Source organism: Bradyrhizobium lablabi (genome assembly GCF_018131005.1).
Lineage (GTDB): Bacteria > Pseudomonadota > Alphaproteobacteria > Rhizobiales > Xanthobacteraceae > Bradyrhizobium > Bradyrhizobium lablabi_D.
Genome location: NZ_JAFCJK010000003.1, coordinates 604,658 through 625,042, shown reverse-complemented (window position 1 = coordinate 625,042; position 20,385 = coordinate 604,658). Strand labels below are relative to the sequence as shown.

The 20,385-nt window shown below is 62.8% G+C and carries 18 protein-coding genes; 6 read left to right on the top strand and 12 right to left on the bottom strand.

The window, feature by feature from the left end:
* Positions 1-77 precede the first annotated feature (77 nt).
* Entirely contained in the window at positions 78-1,265 is a 1,188-nt protein-coding gene (locus JQ553_RS12890) for an HlyD family secretion protein (RefSeq protein WP_212500305.1), read from the bottom strand.
* A gap of 534 nt (positions 1,266-1,799) precedes the next feature.
* Between JQ553_RS12890 and JQ553_RS12885 the strand changes: the two genes are divergently transcribed.
* Both JQ553_RS12885 and JQ553_RS12880 read left to right on the top strand, forming a co-directional pair.
* Positions 1,800-2,711 carry a LysR family transcriptional regulator gene (locus JQ553_RS12885; RefSeq protein ID WP_212500304.1) on the top strand — a complete coding sequence of 304 codons (912 nt, stop codon included), beginning with the start codon at positions 1,800-1,802 and terminating at the stop codon, positions 2,709-2,711.
* A gap of 128 nt (positions 2,712-2,839) precedes the next feature.
* Positions 2,840-3,811 carry a tripartite tricarboxylate transporter substrate binding protein gene (locus JQ553_RS12880; protein ID WP_212500303.1) on the top strand — a complete coding sequence of 324 codons (972 nt, stop codon included), beginning with the start codon at positions 2,840-2,842 and terminating at the stop codon, positions 3,809-3,811.
* Between the two features lie 43 nt (positions 3,812-3,854).
* On the opposite strand, the gene JQ553_RS12875 is transcribed toward JQ553_RS12880, so the two are convergent.
* Entirely contained in the window at positions 3,855-7,340 is a 3,486-nt protein-coding gene (locus tag JQ553_RS12875; protein ID WP_212500302.1) for an indolepyruvate ferredoxin oxidoreductase family protein, read from the bottom strand.
* 158 nt (positions 7,341-7,498) lie between these two features.
* Between JQ553_RS12875 and JQ553_RS12870 the strand changes: the two genes are divergently transcribed.
* Positions 7,499-7,954 (top strand): Lrp/AsnC family transcriptional regulator, encoded by a 456-nt coding sequence (locus JQ553_RS12870; RefSeq protein WP_212500301.1) that lies wholly within the window; start codon positions 7,499-7,501, stop codon positions 7,952-7,954.
* A gap of 644 nt (positions 7,955-8,598) precedes the next feature.
* Here JQ553_RS12870 and JQ553_RS12865 read toward each other — a convergent pair.
* Positions 8,599-9,114, bottom strand: coding sequence for a DUF1269 domain-containing protein (locus JQ553_RS12865; protein ID WP_212500300.1), 516 nt, complete (start codon positions 9,112-9,114; stop codon positions 8,599-8,601).
* 503 nt (positions 9,115-9,617) lie between these two features.
* On the opposite strand from JQ553_RS12865, the gene JQ553_RS12860 reads away from it, so the two are divergent.
* Positions 9,618-10,154 (top strand): DUF4112 domain-containing protein, encoded by a 537-nt coding sequence (locus JQ553_RS12860; RefSeq protein WP_212500299.1) that lies wholly within the window; start codon positions 9,618-9,620, stop codon positions 10,152-10,154.
* A 71-nt stretch (positions 10,155-10,225) separates the two neighbouring features.
* Here the strand turns inward: JQ553_RS12860 and JQ553_RS12855 are convergent, their stop codons facing one another.
* From JQ553_RS12855 to napE, 9 genes are all read right to left on the bottom strand, one after another.
* Positions 10,226-10,516 carry a hypothetical protein gene (locus tag JQ553_RS12855; RefSeq protein WP_212500298.1) on the bottom strand — a complete coding sequence of 97 codons (291 nt, stop codon included), beginning with the start codon at positions 10,514-10,516 and terminating at the stop codon, positions 10,226-10,228.
* A gap of 270 nt (positions 10,517-10,786) precedes the next feature.
* The gene (gene msrB, locus JQ553_RS12850) at positions 10,787-11,197 is read right to left on the bottom strand and encodes a peptide-methionine (R)-S-oxide reductase MsrB (RefSeq protein ID WP_212500297.1); all 411 of its coding nucleotides are present in this window, start codon (positions 11,195-11,197) and stop codon (positions 10,787-10,789) included.
* 108 nt (positions 11,198-11,305) lie between these two features.
* Positions 11,306-12,025, bottom strand: a complete 720-nt coding sequence (gene msrA / locus JQ553_RS12845; protein ID WP_212500296.1) for a peptide-methionine (S)-S-oxide reductase MsrA — start codon at positions 12,023-12,025, stop codon at positions 11,306-11,308.
* Positions 12,026-12,309: 284 nt separating this feature from the next.
* Positions 12,310-13,419, bottom strand: a complete 1,110-nt coding sequence (locus tag JQ553_RS12840; protein ID WP_212500295.1) for an ATP-dependent RecD-like DNA helicase — start codon at positions 13,417-13,419, stop codon at positions 12,310-12,312.
* 112 nt (positions 13,420-13,531) lie between these two features.
* The gene (locus JQ553_RS12835) at positions 13,532-14,170 is read right to left on the bottom strand and encodes a NapC/NirT family cytochrome c (protein ID WP_249144191.1); all 639 of its coding nucleotides are present in this window, start codon (positions 14,168-14,170) and stop codon (positions 13,532-13,534) included.
* Positions 14,167-14,637, bottom strand: coding sequence for a nitrate reductase cytochrome c-type subunit (locus tag JQ553_RS12830; RefSeq protein ID WP_249144190.1), 471 nt, complete (start codon positions 14,635-14,637; stop codon positions 14,167-14,169). The genes JQ553_RS12835 and JQ553_RS12830 overlap by 4 nt, the downstream gene beginning before the upstream one ends.
* Entirely contained in the window at positions 14,634-17,144 is a 2,511-nt protein-coding gene (gene napA, locus JQ553_RS12825; RefSeq protein WP_212500293.1) for a nitrate reductase catalytic subunit NapA, read from the bottom strand. The genes JQ553_RS12830 and napA overlap by 4 nt, the downstream gene beginning before the upstream one ends.
* 40 nt (positions 17,145-17,184) lie before the next feature.
* Entirely contained in the window at positions 17,185-17,511 is a 327-nt protein-coding gene (locus tag JQ553_RS12820) for a chaperone NapD (RefSeq protein ID WP_212500292.1), read from the bottom strand.
* Between the two features lie 26 nt (positions 17,512-17,537).
* On the bottom strand, positions 17,538-17,723 hold the full coding sequence (napE, locus tag JQ553_RS12815; RefSeq protein WP_212500291.1) for a periplasmic nitrate reductase, NapE protein: 186 nt from the start codon (positions 17,721-17,723) through the stop codon (positions 17,538-17,540).
* Between the two features lie 288 nt (positions 17,724-18,011).
* Between napE and JQ553_RS12810 the strand changes: the two genes are divergently transcribed.
* A complete protein-coding gene (locus JQ553_RS12810; protein WP_212500290.1) occupies positions 18,012-19,217 on the top strand; it encodes an LLM class flavin-dependent oxidoreductase in 1,206 nt (401 codons plus the stop codon).
* A gap of 217 nt (positions 19,218-19,434) precedes the next feature.
* Entirely contained in the window at positions 19,435-20,385 is a 951-nt protein-coding gene (locus tag JQ553_RS12805; RefSeq protein ID WP_212500289.1) for a sulfonate ABC transporter substrate-binding protein, read from the top strand.

Below are 20,385 nucleotides of genomic sequence, written 5' to 3'. Positions count from 1 at the left end.
GCGCTGAACTTCGATAATTGAGGAAAGCGCGGAAGGATTGTTTAGCCAGGATTGAAGACCTGCCCGGACGGCGCGTATCAGCCGCCGTTACCGCTGGCTGCCGGAGCCTCCAAGGCGAGCCGGCGCTTCGCTTCGCGCTCCGCCAGCACGGTTGCCTTGGTGTCGATGGTGGGCTCCGCTGACATGCCCGGACGCAGCAGGCCGGTCAGCGTATGGTCGTTGAGCACGATCTTCACCGGCACACGCTGCACGATCTTGGTGAAGTTGCCGGTTGCGTTGTCGGGCGGCAGCAGCGCGAATTCGAGCCCGCTCGCCGGCGACAGGCTGTCGACATGGCCTTTCAGCTTAGTGCCGCGAAAACTGTCGACACTGAGTTCGACCGGCTGGCCGTTGCGCACGTTCGTGAGCTGCGTCTCCTTGAAGTTGGCAACCACATAAACCGCATCGAGCGGTACCACGGCCATCAGCTGGGTACCGGCCTGCACATACTGGCCGACACGCAACGTGCGTGCGCCGACCGTTCCGTCCACCGGCGCGGTGATCTTCGTGTAGGACAGGTTCAGCTCCGCCTGCTGCTCCACCGCGCGGGCGCGTTCGAGCTGAGCGAGCGACTGGGCGCGCTGAGTGGTGAGCACGTCGACCTTGTGCTCGGCCGCCGACAGCCCCGACTTCGAGTGCTGCAATTGTGCGGTGCTCGAGCGCAGCGCCGCGTCGGTCTGCTGCGCGCGTTGCACCGTGCCGGAGCCGGTCTTCATCAGCCCGTCGTAACGGGCCTGCTCTTCCTGCGCGAATTTCAGATTGGCTTCGGCCGCGGCGACGTCGGCGGTGCCTTGGTCAATGATCGGCTGCTGCATGGCGAGCTGCGCATCGAGGTTGCGCACTGACGCCTCGGCCGCATCGACATCGGCCGTCGCCTGGCCGAGTGCGGCGCGGAAATCGCGATCGTCGATCTGCGCCAGCAATTGCCCCGCCTTCACCGGCTGGTTGTCGCTGACCAGCACTCGGGCGATATAGCCCGACACCTTCGGCGCGATGATCGTGGAATCCGCCTTCACATAGGCGTCGTCGGTGGTCTCGAGGTAACGGCCGTTTGTCCAGTAGTCGTGGCCGTAGTAGGCGGCGGCGGAAGTGGCAGCCAGCAGTGCGATCACCAGCGCCGTGCGCCGCAGCGTGTTACGGCCTGTCCGCTTGGCCTGAACCGCGGGGATTTCCTGAGCGATCTGAGCGGCTTGCTGGAAACTCTCGGTGCGGGGCATCTCGGACATTGTCGTCTCCTGTCGGCCTGGAACGCGCGGTGTCAGCGACAACATGGTCCTTTAGGCCGGGAGCGATAATCGGAGAAAGATTGGAAGGATTGTCCGCTCGGGGAGGATAATTCCCCATCACGAGCCATCTCATCCGGAGCTTCCGAACTGCAGCCGCCCTTAGACCAAGCCGATCGCTCTCCGTTGTTGGCGTGGGCACCGTGATGTTGTAGCGAGCCGGCACTGCGACTGCCCCAGAGCGGTTGCTCTACCCGCAGAGCGATTGCTGCCAAGGCGCGCCTCCCTGAACGACGCCGCCAACTCCGGGCCCCGGGGAGCTTGTCCGCGATCGGTGTGAGGAAGGGCTCGGCCTCCGTCGTCCGTTCCGACGGACGGCGGCAATCTGGAGGTCTTCCGCGCTTGGCTGTGCAACTCGTTTGCCGATCCAGCCAGGGGAAGGTCAAGGGCAGGCGCGTGCAGTCGCCTAAGCAACCTGATAGATAATCCCGGCAAAATGTCCGCTATTGTCAATCAGAAGCATATAATCGGGTCGACATGGATCGCCTCACCAGTCTCGAAGTGTTCAGCCGGGTCGTCGACTCCGGCGGCTTCTCTGCCGCCGCCCGCAAACTCAACATGTCGACGACAATGGTGAGCAACCACGTCCAGTCGCTGGAGGACCGGCTCGGCGTGCGGCTGCTCAATCGCACCACGCGCAAGGTGAGCCTGACCGAGGTCGGCCGGGCCTATTATGACCGCTGCATCCAGATCCTCTCCGATATCGAGCAGGCCGACGACATTGCCGGCGCACTGCACTCCGTGCCGCGGGGCACGCTGCGCATCTACACCAACACCCACATCGTCCAATTCCTCTCGCCGGTGGTAGCCCAGTTCCTTGCGTCCTATCCCGAGGTCAAGGTCGACCTCGCGATCGGCGAGCGCAACGTCGACATGATCGACGAAAATATCGACCTCGCGGTGCGGATGATCCCGCCGCCCGATTCCAGCTTGATCGTGCGCAGCCTCGCGACCTGGCGGCACGTGCTGTGCTGCTCGCACGGGTATATCGAGCAGCACGGCAAACCGGAACAACTCGCCGATCTCGGGAATCGCAACTGCCTTCGCCACGCCAGCTACCCCTATGGCGAGGAATGGCGGTTCATGGACCGCAAGGGGACACCGGCGTCGGTCAAGATCTCGGGCAATCTCGTCTCCAACAGCGGCGAAACGCTGAAGCTCGCCGCGCTTGCCGGCGTCGGGGTCTTTCTGGCGGCGGGTTTCCTCGTCCGCGACGAACTGGAAGCCGGCGAGTTGGTCCGCCTGCTGCCCGAATACCGGCCGGTCGAGTTCACGATGAATGCGGTCTACCCGCATCGCCATCACCTGTCGGCGAAGGTACGAATCTTCATCGACCTTTTGGTGCGCCACGCCACCGAGCAGCAGAAGCTGATCAATCCGTATTCGTGATGCGGATAGGTAGGGTACGCACTGGCGCCCTGTGCCCACATGCGCTCCTTGCCGCGTCATGACGGATCGTCGTTCCTTGCATGGCATGCGCGTGTATGAAAGAGACGCTGTTGTGAGCGGGGTCGTTCATGCTCTTTCGGTGTCTGACATCCATTCTGTTCGCGATTGCAGCATTCGTGCTGCTGCAATCCCCGGTCCTCGCCGGCTATCCCGAGCGCCTCATCAAGATCGTGGTGCCGTTTGCGCCCGGCGGCGGCACCGATGTCGTTGCGCGCACACTTGCGCAGGAGATGCAGAAGGACCTCGGCGTCTCCATCATCATCGAGAACAAGCCAGGCGCCGGCACCATCATCGGCACGCAGGGCGTCGCGACCAGCGCGCCCGACGGCTACACGCTCTTGATGGGTACATTTGCCAATGCCGTCAATCCGAGCCTCTACAGCAAGCTGCCCTATGACGCGCACAAGGACTTTGCGCCGGTCGCGCTGATTGCGCGCTCCTTCAACGTGGTCGTGGTCAATCCGGCCTCGCCGGTCAAATCGATCGCCGATCTGATCGCGGCAGCCAAGGCGGACCCGGAAAAGCTTTCTTACGGTACATACGGCACCGGCACCTCCGCGCATCTTGCCGGCGAACTGTTCAAGCACATGGCCGGGGTCAATCTCACCACCGTGCCCTACAAAGGCGCTGCGCCGGCGATATCGGACCTGATCGGCGATCAGATCCAGGTGATGTTCACGACGGTCGCAAGCTGCGCGGCGCTGGTCGATGCTGGTCAGCTACGCGCGATCGCCGTGACTTCGGCAGAGCGCTCGGCGGCGTTTCCGCAACTGCCGACCGTGTCGGAAGCGGGCGTTCCAGGTTATGCGGCGGAAGCCTGGTACGGTCTTTACGCGCCCGCGAACACGCCGGCTGAGATCATTACTCGCCTCAACGCGTCGGCCGCCAGGGCCGTGCAATCGGACGCCTTCAAAAAGCTCGGGGGCAACGAGGGCCTCGTGATGGTCGCGGCGCCTCCGGCCGAGCTTGACCGTTACTTCGCGGGCGAGGAGGCGCGCTGGCGCAAAGTGATCCGGGACGCCGGAATCAAGGCGGAGTAGGGCGTTTCGCGCCGTGCTCGCGACCGTCGTTGTTGGCTGGCTGTCACCTCACTCCAAGCGTAGCGCGATGATCGGTTCCTGAACCGTTACCGGTCTCCGTCGGATCGGCATTGAGCCGCGCGGCCAACAGCGCGACCTCGGCCTTGACCTTGTCGATGGCGGCGTCCTTCACCGGGCCGTAGCCCCTGATCTCCATCGGCGCCTTCGCGATCGCGACAAGGTCGGGCAGGCGCTTGTCGTCGAGCCTGCCGAGCACGGTGTCGATCAGCGTCTCATACCAGGCGATCAACTCGCGCTCGGACCGCCGCTCCGCCGTGTGGCCGAACAAGTCGAACGGCGTGCCGCGTAGCCGCTTGAGCCGCGCGAGCAGGCGCAGTGGCGTCTCGATCCACTGATCGAAGGCGCGCTTCACCGGTCGTCCGCGCGCGTCGCGTCGCGCAGGCAGCAACGGCGGCGCGAGGTGGTATGTCACGGTGAAGTCGCCGTCAAATTCGCGCCTGAGTTCGTCGCGGAAGCCGCTTTCCATGTGCAGCCGCGCCACCTCATATTCGTCCTTGTAGGCCATCAGCTTGAACAGCGAGCGCGCCACCGCATCGGTGAGGGTTTCGGCGCCAAGGGTGGACTCGGCACGGCGCACCCGATCGACGGCCGTCCGGTAGCGCGCCGCGTAGGCTGCGTCCTGATATGCAGTGAGAAAATCGGCGCGCCGCGCGATCACCTGATCGAGCGTTTCCTGTGCGTCTGGTGTCGCCTGATCGGCCTTCGGCAAAAAGTCCGGGTCAGCGAATGCGATCCGGCCCCAGGCCAGCGCCTGCTTGTTGCGTTCGATGGTCACATCGTTGAGTTCGATGGCGCGGGTCAATGCCGCAAGCGACACCGGCACCAGTCCCTGCTGCCAGGCGAAGCCGAGCATCATGATGTTGGCATAGACGCTGTCGCCGAGCAGCCGCTCGGCCAGTGCATTGGCATCGATCGTGGTGAGGTTGCCGGCGCCGATCACCCGCGCGAGCGCGCGCAGGCGAACCGGCGAGGCGAGGTCGGCATCCCGGAAGCGCACGACATCGCCGGTCGGCATCTCGGCGGTGTTGATCACGGCGCGCATCCCCTTTCGATAGGTGCCGGACGCCTTGGCCGCTGAGCTGACCACCAGATCGCAGCCGATCAGCGCGTCCGCCGCGCCCTGGTCGATCCGCACCTGATGCAACGCCTCTGGCGTCGCAGCCAGCCGCAGGTAACTCAGCACGGGGCCGAATTTCTGTGCGAAACCGGTGAAGTCGAGCACCGAGACGCCGCGTGCCTCGAGATGCGCCGCCATCGCGACCAGCGCGCCGACGGTGATCACGCCGGTGCCGCCGACACCGGTGACGAGCAGATCATAGGGCCGGTCGAGCGCGGCAAGCTCCGGCTTCGGCAGCGTCGCGGCACGTGTCAAAGGATCGATCCCGCTTGCGGTCTTCGCGCGCCGCCTGCCGCCTTCGATGGTCACAAAGCTTGGGCAGAAGCCGTTGAGGCAGGAAAAGTCCTTGTTGCAGGTCGAAAGGTTGATCCTGCGCTTGCGGCCGAATGGCGTCGCCTTCGGCTCGACGCTCAGGCAATTGGACTCGACCGAGCAATCGCCACAGCCCTCGCAGACGAGATCGTTGATATAGGCAAAGCGCGGGGGATCCGCGATCTGCCCGCGCTTGCGGCGGCGGCGTTTCTCGGTGGCGCAGGTCTGCTGGTAGATCAGCACGGTGACGCCGGGAATGTCGCGGAGCTCGCGCTGCACGGTATCCATCTCCTCGCGCGGATGGATGGTGACGCCGCCGGGCAAATCTGCGGGCGAGAACTGCGCGGGATTGTCCGAGACCAGCGCGATGCGCGCCACGCCCTCGGCGCGGACGCTGTGCGCGATCGCCTGCACGCTGATGGGACCGTCGACAGGCTGACCGCCGGTCATCGCGACCGCATCGTTGAACAGGATCTTGTAGGTGATGTTGGCCCCGGCCGCGATCGCCTGCCGGATCGCCATCGAGCCGGAGTGGTAGTAGGTACCTTCGCCGAGGTTCTGAAAGATGTGTTTGTTGCCCGTGAATCTTGACGACGCCGCCCAGTTGACGCCCTCGCCGCCCATCTGGATCAGCGACGAGGTCTCGCGGTCCATCCAGCTTGCCATGAAGTGACAGCCGATCCCGGCCAGCGCTTTGGAGCCTTCAGGCACCTTTGTGGACGTGTTGTGCGGGCAGCCGGAACAGAAATACGGCGTGCGCGTCGCGCCCGGCACCGCGATCAAGCGCTCCTCTTCCGGCGCCAACGCGACGACGCGGCGTGCAAGCTGCAGTTCCGGAAACATCGGATCGAGCCGCCGCGCCAATACTCCTGCGAGCATGCATGGCGAGAGTTCGCCGATCCAGGAAATCAGCCGCGCGCCGGCCTCGTCATGCTTGCCGACCATGCGCTCCGGCTTGGCGCCGGGATAGTCATAGAAATATTCCTTGAACTGGCTTTCGATGATGCCACGCTTCTCCTCGACCACGAGGATCTCGCGCTTGCCTTTCACGAACTCCATCGCGTCGTGCAGCGCCAGTGGCCACACCATGCCGACCTTGTAAACGTCGATCCCGAAGCGGCGGCAGGCGGCTTCATCAAGTCCGACCAGCCGCAGCGCTTCCATCAGATCGAGATGAGCCTTGCCCGTGGTGACGATGCCGTAGGTCGCATCCGGAATGTCGTAGATGTGGCGGTCAATCGGATTCGCTTTTGCAAAGGCGTAGACCGCATGCTTCTTCGCCTCCAGCCGCTCCTCGATCTGCGGACCCGGCAGATCCGGCCAGCGATAATGCAGGCCGCCAGCCGGCGGCACGAAATCCGGCCGCGCGAACAGACGTGGCGCGCGCAACTCCACCGAGGCGCCCGATTCCACGATCTCCGAAATTGCCTTGAAGCCGACCCACATGCCGGAGAAGCGGCTCAGCGCGTAGCCATATTCGCCGAACGCGAGATATTCACTGACATCGGCCGGATGCAGCGTCGGCATGAACCAGCTCATGAAGGCGACATCGGACTGGTGCGGCATCGACGAGGATACGCAGCCATGGTCGTCTCCGGCGACCACCAGCACGCCGCCATGCGGCGAGGAGCCGTAAGCGTTGCCATGTTTCAGTGCGTCGCCGGAACGATCGACGCCGGGCCCCTTGCCGTACCAAAGCCCGAACACGCCGTCGACCTCGCGGTCGCTTTGCGTCTCCACCTGCTGCGAACCGAGCACGGCGGTCGCAGCCAGGTCCTCGTTCACCGCGGGTAGGAATTCGATACGGCTGTCCTTCAATTGCTGCCTGATCTTCCAGAGTTCGAGATCGACGCCGCCGAGCGGCGAGCCCCGGTAGCCCGAGATCAATCCGGCGGTGCTCAGCCCGGCAGCGCGATCGCGCCTGGCTTGCTCGAGTGCGATGCGGACGATCGCCTGCGTGCCCGTGAGGAAGACGCGGCCATGTTCGCGCGTGTAGCGGTCGGAGAGCTGGTAGGTGTCGAGTGCTGGCATCGTGCCCATGACTGACGCTCGCTGGTCGCAATATTCTCTCGACTGACAACGCTACGCCCCGATGCCTGGTAGGTCATACCTATCCGTTCCCCCGATGGAACCATTTGCGGTAGATCATTGCGTATTGGTCCGCCGTACGGTAGACTCTACCAACTTGGAGTGTATCCATGGTCGAAGCGCAGGATGAGAGAATCCTCGCCGAGCTGCAAAAAGACGGTCGCGCGACCAATCAGCAACTCGCGGAAAATGTCGGCATGTCGACCTCGGCCTGCTGGCGTCGGGTCCGCGCGCTGGAGGAGCACGGCGTCATCGCAGGCTATTCGGCGCTGGTCGCGCGCGAGCGTGCCGGGTTCGCCACGTCTGCGATCCTCCACGTCTCGCTGGAACGGCATGATGTGAAATTCGTCGAGGAGTTCGTCTCGCGCGTCATGGAGCGCCGCGAAGTATTGGAGTGCTTTGCGACCACCGGGGACGCCGACTACCACCTGCGCGTCGTCGTGCGCGACATGGACGCTTACAACAGATTTCTCGACGACTTCATGTTCCGCATCCCTGGCATCCGTCACGTCCGCACGAACGTGATCCTGAAGGAAATCAAGACCGGCGTGGCGCTGCCGTTTTGATTTCTCACCCGCCGCTGGAAGCGATCGTCATCGCGCTAAAGCCCGACGTCACGGAACGTCGTGCAGGGCCATGCTGTATTTGACTGGATAGTTCGACGGTCACATGGCCAAAGCACGGCTTTAAGTGTTATCATCGTGACCGCACCGCCGCTGCGGGACAGACCCATGAGCGAGGCGGCCAGATAGCGTGGCGCTCTGCGTCTTTGTCGGGAGATTGGACCATGACACGGTATCTTTTACTCGCGATCACCCTCCTCGGCAGCGGTGTGCTCCTCAGCTCACCAGCAGCAGCGGACCAGTTCCAATGTGAGGACAGAGCCGCGAATTGCATAGGCAGATGTGCTTCCAGGACGGCGGGAGCGGGCGACTGGGGAGGGGGGCCCCAGAACAGATGTCTGCTCTACTGTGACCGGAGGCTGATTACATGCATGAGCAACGCGAACATCCGCCGCATGTATATGGACGCAAGCGGCGGTCCCGCATTTAGTCGGGTCCGATAATCCAATACGCAGAGCGTGCGCAGTTGTGCGATCTCGCCTGAAGCGCGATCAATCATCATCGCGCTCCAGCTTTTGTTTGAGGATAAGCTCCGCGCAAACCCTCCGCGTTTGTCGCGGGGGAAACCCGTTACACCCTTTTCCGGATCATGCGGGCGGTGAAGACGGGACAGCCGCCTGGACGCCAGCCAGCGCCGCTTGTAACGCTGCCTCCTTGGTGTGATCGAGAGACGTCTTCAAGATCGTTCCGCCTTCTCCCTTGAGGCCCTCGAGCACCTTGTCTGCCGTCACCTTGCGCACCAGGACGAAGAGGGCGGCCGTTCCCGGTTGGATGGCAGCGGCAGTCTCTTTCATCCATTTGTCATCGATGCCGACGTCGGTGAGATATCCGCCGAGTGTGCCGGATGCCGCACCCAGAGCGGCACCAGCCAGCGGCATCAGGAAGATCAGGCCAATAAGTGTCCCCCAGAACGCACCCGACACCGCGCCGGCAGCCGTGGTGTTGATCATCTGATTCAGCTTAACGCCACCTTTGGCGTCCTTTACGGCGATCACTGCATCGCCCAGTTCGATCAGGTACTCCTTTTGCATGGCCAGCAATTTCTGGCGAACTTCCTCTGCTTTTGCCTCAGTCGGAAATGCGATCACGACAAGATCACTCATGCATGCTTCTCCATGGCTGCTTGAAATCCACCTCTATGGCCCCTCGATTGTAGCGCGAATGAGGGCCGGGGGCCATCGCTTTACATCAAGCGTCCGCAATGCGAGGCAGACTGCACTCCGCATCATGGTGCTGTCCTCTTGCCAATTTCCGCTTCACGCCGGAGCGTGCGATCCCGGCGGCACCCATGTAAAGGGCCATGGCGCATATGATGTAAATGAAATACGGACGGTGAAACTCTTTGCGCTACCGGCACGATCGGCACGGCTAAACATCCACAGCACGAGGGATGTGTCGAATTTCCTCGACCAGATGATTCATCGCGTCCCCGCCGAAAATGGATCAAGCTACTCAGTGGACGGCCGGCGGTCATGGGCCCCGGTTTCCGCCGGCACGATGACGATGGTCGCCTGTATCGCCACCACAGGCGACGTGTCTTCAGAGCCGCAGATGACGCAGCGGTAATCTGACGCGGCTTGCGCGGGTCATTTGCGCTACCATTTGAATGGCGATGACCAACGACGACATTCTTACGCCCAATCGCACCCGATCGCGGCCGCCTTTCGGCGGTGCGCAGGCGCGCGGCAAGGTGATCGATCAGGACGGGCGCGAGATTCCCGAGGCTTCGCCGTTTCAGCGCTTCGAGAGCTTTCGCGTGGATTTCGGCAAGTCCGCCGCAAATCCCTTCGGTGATCTGACGCGCGAGCAGCGGCTGGCGCGGCTGGAGGCGATCGCAAAGCTGCTCGACGTCGCCTTCATCGTTCCGGGCACCAAAGTCCGCTACGGCATCGACGGGCTGATCGGCTTGATCCCCGTGATCGGCGACATCATCACGACGGCGATCTCGCTGTGGCTGGTCCGCGAGGCCCGCGCGCTCGGTGCGCCCTGGCACATCACCGCGCGTATGCTGGCCAATGTCGCCGTGGATGGCATGGTCGGCCTTGTTCCGGTCGCGGGCGACGCCTTCGACGTCGTGTTCCGCGCCAACGTCCGCAATGTGCGGCTACTGCGCCGCTGGCTCGACAAGCAGCCAAGGCTGTAAGAGGCGAGGGATCCAAAAACAAAAGCCCCCGGACAGGTCCGGGGGCATTTTCGTGAGGAAGAGAGAAAAGCCTACGCCGCGTCGGCGTCGGTCTGGGGCTGAGCAGTGCGCGGACGGCGCGGTAGCGGAAATGCCTCGCTCTCATAGAGCGAGCGGATGCCGTTTTGGTCGAAGCGTGCTTCCTCGACCTGCAGATAGGCGCCGTTCAGTGAATCCGCCGGCAACTCTTCCATCGCAAAACGCACGGCTTCGGCGGCAGTGCCGAAACGGCGATAGGCGAAGCCGGCCCGCTTCTTCTTTCGGATCGCAGCGGGGAAAAGCTCGGCGGACGTATTAAAGTTGAACGGACGCATGGGGCGCATGGTCGACGACCTCTTGTGTTTTGGCTTTGACTGGCTAAGGGATTTCGGGACGGCGGTCCGTAACGGGCGGCGTACCGTCATTTCCTGTCGCCTAATATAAGCCTCTTTGACAGAAATGCGACCCCAGAAGCGCTTGGACAGGGCATATAATGAATCCGTGCATATCGACGTAACCTGTTGAGGAGGTTATTTTATTTTAATTCCCGCCGATCGCGGCCCGTGCATGGGCAGGGCGAGCCCGCGCATGACGGCGGCGTCCATGGCGAGCCGCTATTTCGGGTTGAGCTTGAGCGCCGCCGAGTTGATGCAGTAGCGCAGGCCGGTGGGGCCCGGGCCGTCGTCGAAGACGTGGCCAAGATGGCCGTTGCATTTCGAGCACAACACTTCGGTGCGGATCATGCCGTGGCTGACATCGCGCTCTTCGCCGATATGGCCCTCGACCGCGGGCTGCGAGAAGCTCGGCCAGCCGCAACCGGAATCAAACTTGGCGTCGGACTCGAATAGCGTCTGCCCGCAGCCGGCACACACATAGGTTCCGTTGCGATGGTCGTGCTCATACTCGCCGGTGAAGGGGCGTTCGGTCGCCTTCTCGCGCAGCACGGCGTATTGCACCGGGGTCAGCTCCTTGCGCCATTCGGCTTCGCTCTTCCGGACCTTCCCGTCGCTCTTGGTGTCAGACATGGAAACTCCCTGGTCGATGGTGGTTGCGAGCGCAGCGAAGCAATCCAGTGTGAGGGACGCACACGATGAATTGCTTCGTCGCTTCTCGCAATGACGCGAAGGATTGCCTCAGTTGGTGACCTTGGCGTTGCCCACCAGCGTCGGCTTCTCAACGTAGTTGTCCGCGAAGATCTTCTTCAGGTTCTCGACCTTCGGGATGTCATTATATGCAATATAGGGTTGGTTCGGGTGCAGCGTAAGATAGTCCTGGTGATAGGCTTCCGCCGGATAGAATGCTTCCAGCGCGCCCACCTTGGTTACGATCGGCTTCTTGTAGACCTTCGCTGCATTGAGTTGGGCGATATAGGCATCCGCCACCTTCCTCTGCTCGTCGCTGGTAGTGAAGATCGCCGAGCGGTACTGCGTCCCGGTGTCGGGGCCCTGCCGGTTGAGCTGGGTCGGGTCGTGCACGACCGAGAAGAAGATCTGCAGGATCTTGCCGTAGGAGATCTTTTTCGGGTCGTATTTGATCTCAACCGATTCCGCATGACCGGTCGAGCCGGTCGAGACCATGTTGTAGTCCGCGGTCGCCTTGTTGCCTCCAGCGTAGCCGGACACGGCATTGACGACGCCGGCGGTGTGCTGGAATACGCCCTGCACGCCCCAGAAGCAGCCGCCCGCGAGCACCGCTGTCTCGATGCCGCCGGTCTCCTGCGCGTTGGTCGCGGGCGGCGGAATGATAACCGCATCTTCCGCCGCGCTCGAGGGCGCAACGGCAAAGGCGGCGACGGCCAGCGCGCCGATCGCGGCGGCGCAAAGCGAGAAGCGGCTGAATGAGCGACGGGACATGGGTTCCTCGTGAGATCGCATTGGGGCCAGTCTAGAGCGACGGCCGGCGTTCGCAATCCGCACGGCTTGCTCCGACGCTGGTATATACGGTCCGAACCGGGTTTTGTTACAGCCCGGGCTGCAAGGTTTCGTGAACATAATTCGTGTCTCTGGATTGCCCTGGCCATATGGCCGGCTGACCTGTCGCGCAGAGCGCCATCTTAACCATGAGGCCCCGATCTCGACCGTGGCCAATCCTTCAAAACACGCCTGCGGCCGCTCCTCAGGAAGAGGTTTCAGCGCCGTCAAACCACGACACTCAATCGCTTTGCCGCGCGGGTGATGCCGGTGTACAGCCACCTCGCGCGGCTGTCCTGGAACGCAAAGCTCTCGTCGAACAGCACCACGTCGTCCCATTGCGAGCCCTGCGACTTGTGCACGGTCAGCACGTAGCCGTAGTCGAACTCGTCATAGGGCTTGCGCTGCTCCCACGGAACGGTCTCGATCCCGCCGTCGAAGCATTCGCCGCGCACCGAGACTTTCGTCACCTTGTAGCCGAAGTCCTCGTCCGGCATCACGCGCATGGTGACGATCCTGGATTTCGACTGCGCGCGTGCCTTCACCCGCCACAGCCCGCCATTGAACAGCCCCTTCTTGCGATTGTTGCGCAGGCAGACGAGCTTGTCGCCGGCAACAGGGAGGGGATCCTCGATGTTCTGCCGCTGCCGCACCCGCATGTTGTAGGCGCGCCGGGTGTTGTTGCGGCCGACCAGCACCTGGTCGGCACCCATCACGCGGTCGGGATCGAGCTCGGAGCGTCGCACCACTTCGCTCTCGCCGTGGCGACCGATCTCGAGCTCCCGGCCCTCGCGGATATCCATCGACATCCGCACGATCGGATCGTCCTGCGCCTGGCGATGCACCTCGGTCAGCATTGCGTCGGGCTCGGCATCGGTGAAGAAGCCGCCGCCCTGGATCGGCGGCAATTGCGCGGGATCGCCGAGCACGAGCAGCGGGCAATCGAACGACATCAGGTCGCGGCCGAGCTCGGCGTCGACCATCGAGCATTCGTCGATCACGATCAGCTTCGCCTTCGACGCCGGCGCGTCGTCCCACAATTCAAAGCTCGGCTGCTCAACCCCGGATTCCCGCGCGCGGTAGATCAGCGAATGAATGGTGGAGGCATTGTCGCAACCCTTGTTGCGCATGACGAGCGCTGCCTTGCCGGTGAAGGCGGCGAACTTGACCTCGCCGTCGACGCCCTCGGCGATGTGGCGGGCGAGCGTGGTCTTGCCGGTTCCGGCATAGCCGAACAGGCGGAAGACCGGCGGCGTGCCATTCTTGCCGGGCCTGGCCTCCAGCCAGTCGGCAACAGCTTTCAGCGCGGAATCCTGGTGCGGCGTAAAGGTGGTCATGAGGCTTTCGGAGAAAGAGCCGGCAGCCATGGCGCGCCGCGACTCACACCCTCAACCTAGCCATTCGGGCCGTCTGCGCAAGGTGGCGGGCGAGCTGCCGGTCTGTCCCGGTCTACTGCCAGCCCGGAACGCCCCGCATATCAGGCAATTGGTGTGCGATGCCCTTGTGGCAATCGATGCAGGTCTTCTCGCCGGGAAACAGGAAGCGCTGGTGCGCAGCGCTCGCCCGAGGCGATTGCTTGGTGATGTCCATTGAGTCAGCGCTGTGGCAGTTGCGGCATTCGAGCGAATCATTGGCCTTGAAGCGTGCCCATTCATGCGCCGCGAGTTCGAGCCGATGATCGACGAATTTTTCGCGGGTGTCGATGCTGCCGAAAAGGTGGCCCCACACCTCTTTCGACGCCTGCATCTTGCGAGCGATCTTGTCGGTCCAGTTGTGCGGGACGTGGCAATCCGGGCAGCTCGCGCGGACGCCCGAGCGGTTGGTGAAATGGATCGTCGATTTCAGCTCCGTAAAGACATTGTCGCGCATCTCGTGGCAGCTCGTGCAGAATTTCTCGGTGTTGGTCAGTTCGAGCGCCGTGTTGAAGCCGCCCCAGAAGATGATGCCGGCGACAAAGCCGGCAAGCACCAGCACGCCGAGCCCGAACACCGAGCTGGGGCTGATCAGTACGTCCCACAGCTCGAGGGCAAAACGTTTCGCGCGGGCGAACCACGTTTCGCGCGCCAGAGGCTTGGCCTGCTCGTTCATCGCCGTCCACCGGGCGCTTCGCGGCTCAGCATCGTATCGATATCGACGAAATCATTGCTGACCGGCGGATTGGTGACGCTCTGCGGGACGTGGCATTCGGTGCAGAAGAATCTCCGTGGCGAGACCGACGCGAGGAACTGGCCGTCGCGATCCATGAAGTGGGTGATGGAGACCATCGGTGCCTGTGATTCCGCGGTGCGCGCGCGGGCATGGCAGGACAGGCATTTGTTGCCGCGGATATCGACCTGGTAGCCATCAATGGAGTGGGGTATTACGGGCGGCTGTTCCGGGTAGTTGCGGGCTTCTCGCTCCGCTGTATTGCGCGTCGGCGCCATCGGTGGCGCCGGGCCTTCATCATTGAGCGGGGTGGCGCCACGCAGGCCAAAATTGAGGGTTTGCGCGGCGAGCGAGCCGGCGGCGACCAGGAGCACGGCGACGACGAGGAGCGTTCGGAGTGCGCTGGTCATGCTGAAACCCGCTCGATACGCACAGCGCATTTCTTGAAGTCGGTCTGCAGGGAGATCGGGTCGGTGGCGTCCAGCGTCACCTTGTTGATCAGCTTGGATTCGTCAAACCAGGGCACGAACACCAGGCCGCGCGGTGGTTTGTCGCGTCCACGGGTCTCGAGGCGGGCACGGATGAAGCCACGGCGAGAGACCACCTTGACCTCATCGCCGCGGCGCAACTTCGCCTCCTGCGCGTCGTCAGGATGCATGAAGCAGACAGCCTCGGGGACCGCGCGATAGAGCTCCGGCACGCGTCGCGTCATGCTGCCGGAATGCCAGTGCTCCAGGACGCGACCGGTCGACAGCCAGAGCGGGTAATCATTGTCGGGAGATTCCGCCGCCGGCTCGTAGGGCAGGGCGAAGATGCGGGCTTTGCCGTCGGGGTGACCATAGAACTGGAAGTTGGCGCCCTGCTTCACGTAAGGATCGGTCCCCTCGTGGAAGCGCCATTTGGTTTCTCTCCCATTGACCACCGGCCAGCGCAGCCCGCGCTCGACATGGTAGGTCTGGAACGGCGCGAGGTCGTGGCCGTGGCCCCGGCCGAACTGGGCGTACTCCTCGAAGAGGCCCTTCTGGACGTAGAAGCCGAACGCCTTCGACTCGTCGTTGGCATAGCCCTCGTCGATGTCGGACAGCGGAAACTTGTCGATCTGCCCATTCTTGTAGAGGACGTCGAACAGCGTCTTGCCGCGATATTCCGGCTTCTTCGCGATCAACTCTTCCGGCCAGACTTCCTCGATCTTGAAGCGCTTCGAGAACTCCATGAGTTGCCAGAGGTCGGAGCGGGATTCGCCGGGAGCGTTGACGAGCTGGTGCCAGAACTGGGTGCGTCGCTCCGCGTTGCCGTAGGCTCCCTCCTTCTCCACCCACATCGCGGCCGGCAGGATCAGATCGGCCGCCTGCGCGGTGACCGTTGGATAAGCATCCGACACCACGATGAAATTCTCCGGATGGCGGAAGCCCGGATAGGTCTCCTCGTTGATGTTGGGGCCGGCCTGCAGGTTGTTGTTGACCTGCACCCAGTAGGCATTCAGCAGCCCGTCACGCAGCATTCGGCTCTGCAGCACGGCGTGATAGCCCGGCTTGTCGGGAATGGTTCCTTCAGGCACCTGCCAGATCTTTTCGGTCTTGTCGCGATGCTCCTTGTTGTTCACCACCATGTCGGCAGGCAGGCGGTGCGAGAAGGTGCCGACTTCGCGCGCCGTGCCGCAGGCCGAGGGCTGGCCGGTGAGCGAGAACGGGCTGTTGCCGGGGGTCGATATCTTTCCGGTCAGGAGGTGCAGGTTGTAGACGAGGTTGTTGCACCATACACCGCGGGTGTGCTGGTTGAAGCCCATGGTCCAGAAGCTGACCACCTTGGTCTTTGGGTCGGCGTAGAGCTCCGCCAGCGCCTCGATCCGGTTGAGCGGCACGCCGGACATTTTCGCCGCCTTCTCCAGCGTGTAGTCGGAGACGAACTTCGCGAACTCGTCAAAGCTCATGTCGGTCGCGTCGTTGGCCTTGGCCGCGCCGGTAGCCTTCTTCTGGAGCGGATGTTCCGGCCGCAGGCCGTAACCAATGTCGGTCTGCCCGCGCTTGAACACGGTGTGTGCGGTGACGAAGTCCTTGTTGACGCGTCCCGTCTTGATGATGTGGTGGGCGATCGCGTTGAGGATGTAGAGGTCCGTCTGCGGCGTGAATACGATCCCGAGGTCGGCGAGATCGAACGAGCGGTGCTCGAATGTCGACAGCACCGCGACCTGTACATGCGGCGCGGACAGGCGCCGATCGGCTACCCGGGTCCACAGGATCGGGTGCATCTCCGCCATGTTCGAGCCCCACAGCACGAAGGCGTCGGTCGCTTCGATGTCGTCATAGCAACCCATCGGCTCGTCGATGCCGAAGGTCCGCATCATGCCGGCAACCGCCGACGCCATGCAGTGCCGCGCGTTGGGATCGATATTGTTGGAGCGGAAGCCGGCCTTGAACAGCTTCGACGCCGCATAACCCTCCCAGATCGTCCACTGGCCGGAGCCGAACATGCCGATGCCGCTCGGCCCACGCCTCTTCAGCGCGGCCTTGAACTTCTCGGCCATCACGTCGAAAGCCTCGTCCCACGAGACCGGCGTGAACTCGCCGTTCTTGTCGTACTTGCCGTCGGTCTTGCGCAGCATCGGCCGGGTCAAGCGGTCGTGCCCGTACATGATCTTGGAAAGAAAGTAGCCCTTGACGCAGTTGAGACCGCGATTGACCTCCGACTTGATATCGCCATGGGTGGCGACGACGCGGTTTTCCTTGGTCGCAACCATGACGCTGCATCCGGTGCCGCAGAAGCGGCACGGCGCCTTGTCCCACTTCAATTCACTCTCGTTGCGTTCGGTAACGAGGTTGGCGGCGCCGGCCGCGATTGGCATGCCTCCGGCTAGCGCTGCCATCGCGGCCGCCTCTAACTTCAAAATCTCGCGGCGATCAAGCTTGGGGCCGGTCATGGCGTTTCCTTCCGGATCGGTTGCCTTCGATCGCGCGACGTCAGGCGCTGCCGGGATCGACGGCGTGGAACACGAGCGAGGCGGAATAGACATTGGATAGTGCGGAGATCTCGGTGAGGGTGGACCCGAGCGAACTGGCGTCCGGTGCATCGACAACGATCACGAGCGTTCCCTTGGCGTCGCGGCCGTAGATTTCGCACCCCGGCATCGTCGTGATTGCGGCTTCGACCGCATCGAGCCGGTCGGGCCTGGCCTGCACAAGAATGCTGGCGATCTCGCAGCCGGGCGGCGACACCACGCGGTCGGCTTGCAGGGCTCGGCCCGTGATGAGCGCCCGGCGATCGATGGCAGTTCGGACCCTGATCATGACGAGGGTTTCCTCAAATCGGCCGCTCAATGCGACGAGGGAGGGCCCGGTGGGCCCGCGATCATCTGATAGATCCATACGGCGAGGCCGTAGCTGCCCACCGTGGCGACCGCCAAAGCGGGCATCACGACTGCCGTCAGAAAAAGAAACGCGATGATCTCCATGCGCCTGCGGCGCGGTCTCGCGATCGTATCGTCGCCGGTCGCCGACATACGTCGTCTCGCTTCAATCCGGATTGTGTGGGGAGGGCCTCGTTGCCTCCAACAAAGGTAACGACGACCCGAACGCGCACATTGATCTAGATCAATGTGCGCCAGAATTGCATTGTGGGCGGAATGGGTTCGGCGGCGCAGCAACTCACGGGATGACAAGCGCGAGCCGCTCCCTGCATCTTCCACTTGGCGGAATTGGAGTTTCGCGGCCAAGGCTAGATTTGGTTCGTGCCGGCACTAGACTGACCGAAAACAGCAAGCTCGAACGAGCGATTTGGGAGTGAAGCCATGAAGTTCGGCATTTTCTACGAGCTGCAACTGCCGCGTCCATGGAAAGACGGCGACGAGTTCCGGCTTTACCAGAACGCGCTGACGCAAATGGAGTCGGCCGACCGGCTCGGCTACGATTATGCCTGGGTCGTGGAGCATCACTTCCTCGAGGAATATTCCCACTCGCCGGCGCCGGAATCCTTCCTCGCCGCCGCGAGCCAACGCACCAGGCAGATCCGCCTCGGCCACGGCATCTTCCAGCTCACCACCAATCATCCGGCACGCGTCGCCGAACGCATCGCGGTGCTCGATCTCTTGTCCAATGGGCGCTGTGAATTCGGCATGGGCGAAAGCGCCTCGATTACCGAGCTGACGCCGTTCGGTCGCGACATGGAGACCAAGCGCGAGGTGTTCGAGGAGGCCGTGAGCGCGATCTTCCCGATGTTTACCAAGGTCGGCACCGAGCATCATGGCAAGTACTTCGACATTCCCTTGCGCAATGTCGTGCCCAAGCCGGTTCAGAAGCCGCACCCGCCGCTCTGGATGGCGTGTTCGCAACTGCCGACAATCGAGCGAGCCGGGGAGAACGGGTTTGGCGCGCTCGGTTTCCAGTTCGTCAGTGCGGAGGCGGCTCACGCCTGGGTGCATGCCTATTACAACGCGATCACGAAACGCCTGAGGAAGCTCGCCGACTACGAGATCAATCCGAACATGGCGCTGGTCTCGTTCTTCATGTGCGCGGAGACGGATGAAGAAGCCCGCAAGCGCGCCGACGGCGCCACGTTCTTTCAGTTCGCGCTGCGCTATTACGGCCAGTCGCAAAACCGCCAACGGCCGGCGCCCGGTACCGTCAACATGTGGGACGAGTACAACAAATGGAAGCGCGAGAACCCGGAGGCGCAGGAGGCAGCACTGCGTGGCGGCCTGATCGGCTCTCCGGAAACCATCCGGAAGAAACTGCGGCGCTTCCGCACCTCGCACATCGACCAGGTGATCCTGCTCAACCAGGCCGGCAAGAACACTCACGAGCATATCTGCGAGTCGCTGGAATTGTTCGCCAGAGAGGTAATGCCGGAATTCCAGAACGATCCCGAACACGACGCATGGAAGCGGGGCGTGCTCAGCGGCGCGATCCAGCTCGAGGAAATCGACACCGAGGCCTTCACGGACCGCTACGGCAGGCTGGCGATCAACGTCGGGCCGCGAAAGGCGGCTGCGGGCTGATCGATTTGCGAGCAGTTCGAACTTCACGATCTCATCGTGAAAGAATTTCGCTGCAGTATTTTCGGTTGCTGAAAGAATCCGAACGCGAAATGCCCGCCGGACAGCGTGGACATCGCTATTTTTCAGGGGTGCTCGACAGCATCTTCAAGCGCAACCATCATCCTTGCACCGCATGATCGCGTTGATCGTGAACATGGATGGAGCGGAGATGTTGGCAATGAAGCGTCGCGACTTTCTAAAATTGTCTTTGGGATCGGCTGCGATCGCCGCGTTGCCGCCGCATGCACGCGCGCATACGGGCGTGAAGGAGATTCGTATCGGCTACCAGAAGAACGGTGTGCTGGTTATCGCGCGGCAGCGCGCGACGCTGGAAAATCATTTCAGTCCGCAGGGTGTCGACGTCAAATGGGTCGAGTTCTCCTCGGGTCCGCCGATGATGGAGGCGATGAATGTCGGAAGCATCGATTATGGCGCGGTAGGCGACTCGCCGCCGGTGTTTGCCCAGGCGGCAGGCGCGGCGATCGTCTATGCCGCGGGACAGCCGATTACCAATGGCCAGGGCATTTTAGTGCAGCAGAATTCAGCGATCCGGACGATTGCGGATCTCAAGGGTGGGCGCATCGGCTTCACCAAGGGGTCCAGTGCACACAACGTCGTTGTGCAGACTCTGGAGAAGGCAGGCCTTACCTATAAGGACATCGCGCCCGTCTACCTGACGCCACCCGATGCCGGGCCGGCATTCGCCAATGGCAGCATCGATGCCTGGGCGATCTGGGATCCGTATTTTGCGATCGGAGAGACCAAGCAGAATGGGCGTATCCTGGTCAATGCGCATGAGATCACCAAGACCAACTCGTTCTACATCGCCAACCGTGAGTTTGCGCGGAACCACGCGCCGGTGCTGCAGCAGATCATCGACGTTACGACGTCGACAGCGGCTTGGGCGGAGTCGCATCGCGACGAGGTAGCGAAATCGCTGAGCGCGGTCACCGGCATCGCGCTCGACATCCAAACGATTGCTGCCAACCGCTCTTCCTTCGCAGTCGGGCCGGTCACCGATGACGTCATCGCGACCCAGCAGGGCGTTGCCGACCGCTTCTTCAAGCTGGGCCTGATCCCGAGGCAGATTGCGATCCGCGACATCGTCTGGCGCAACACGCAGACCTGA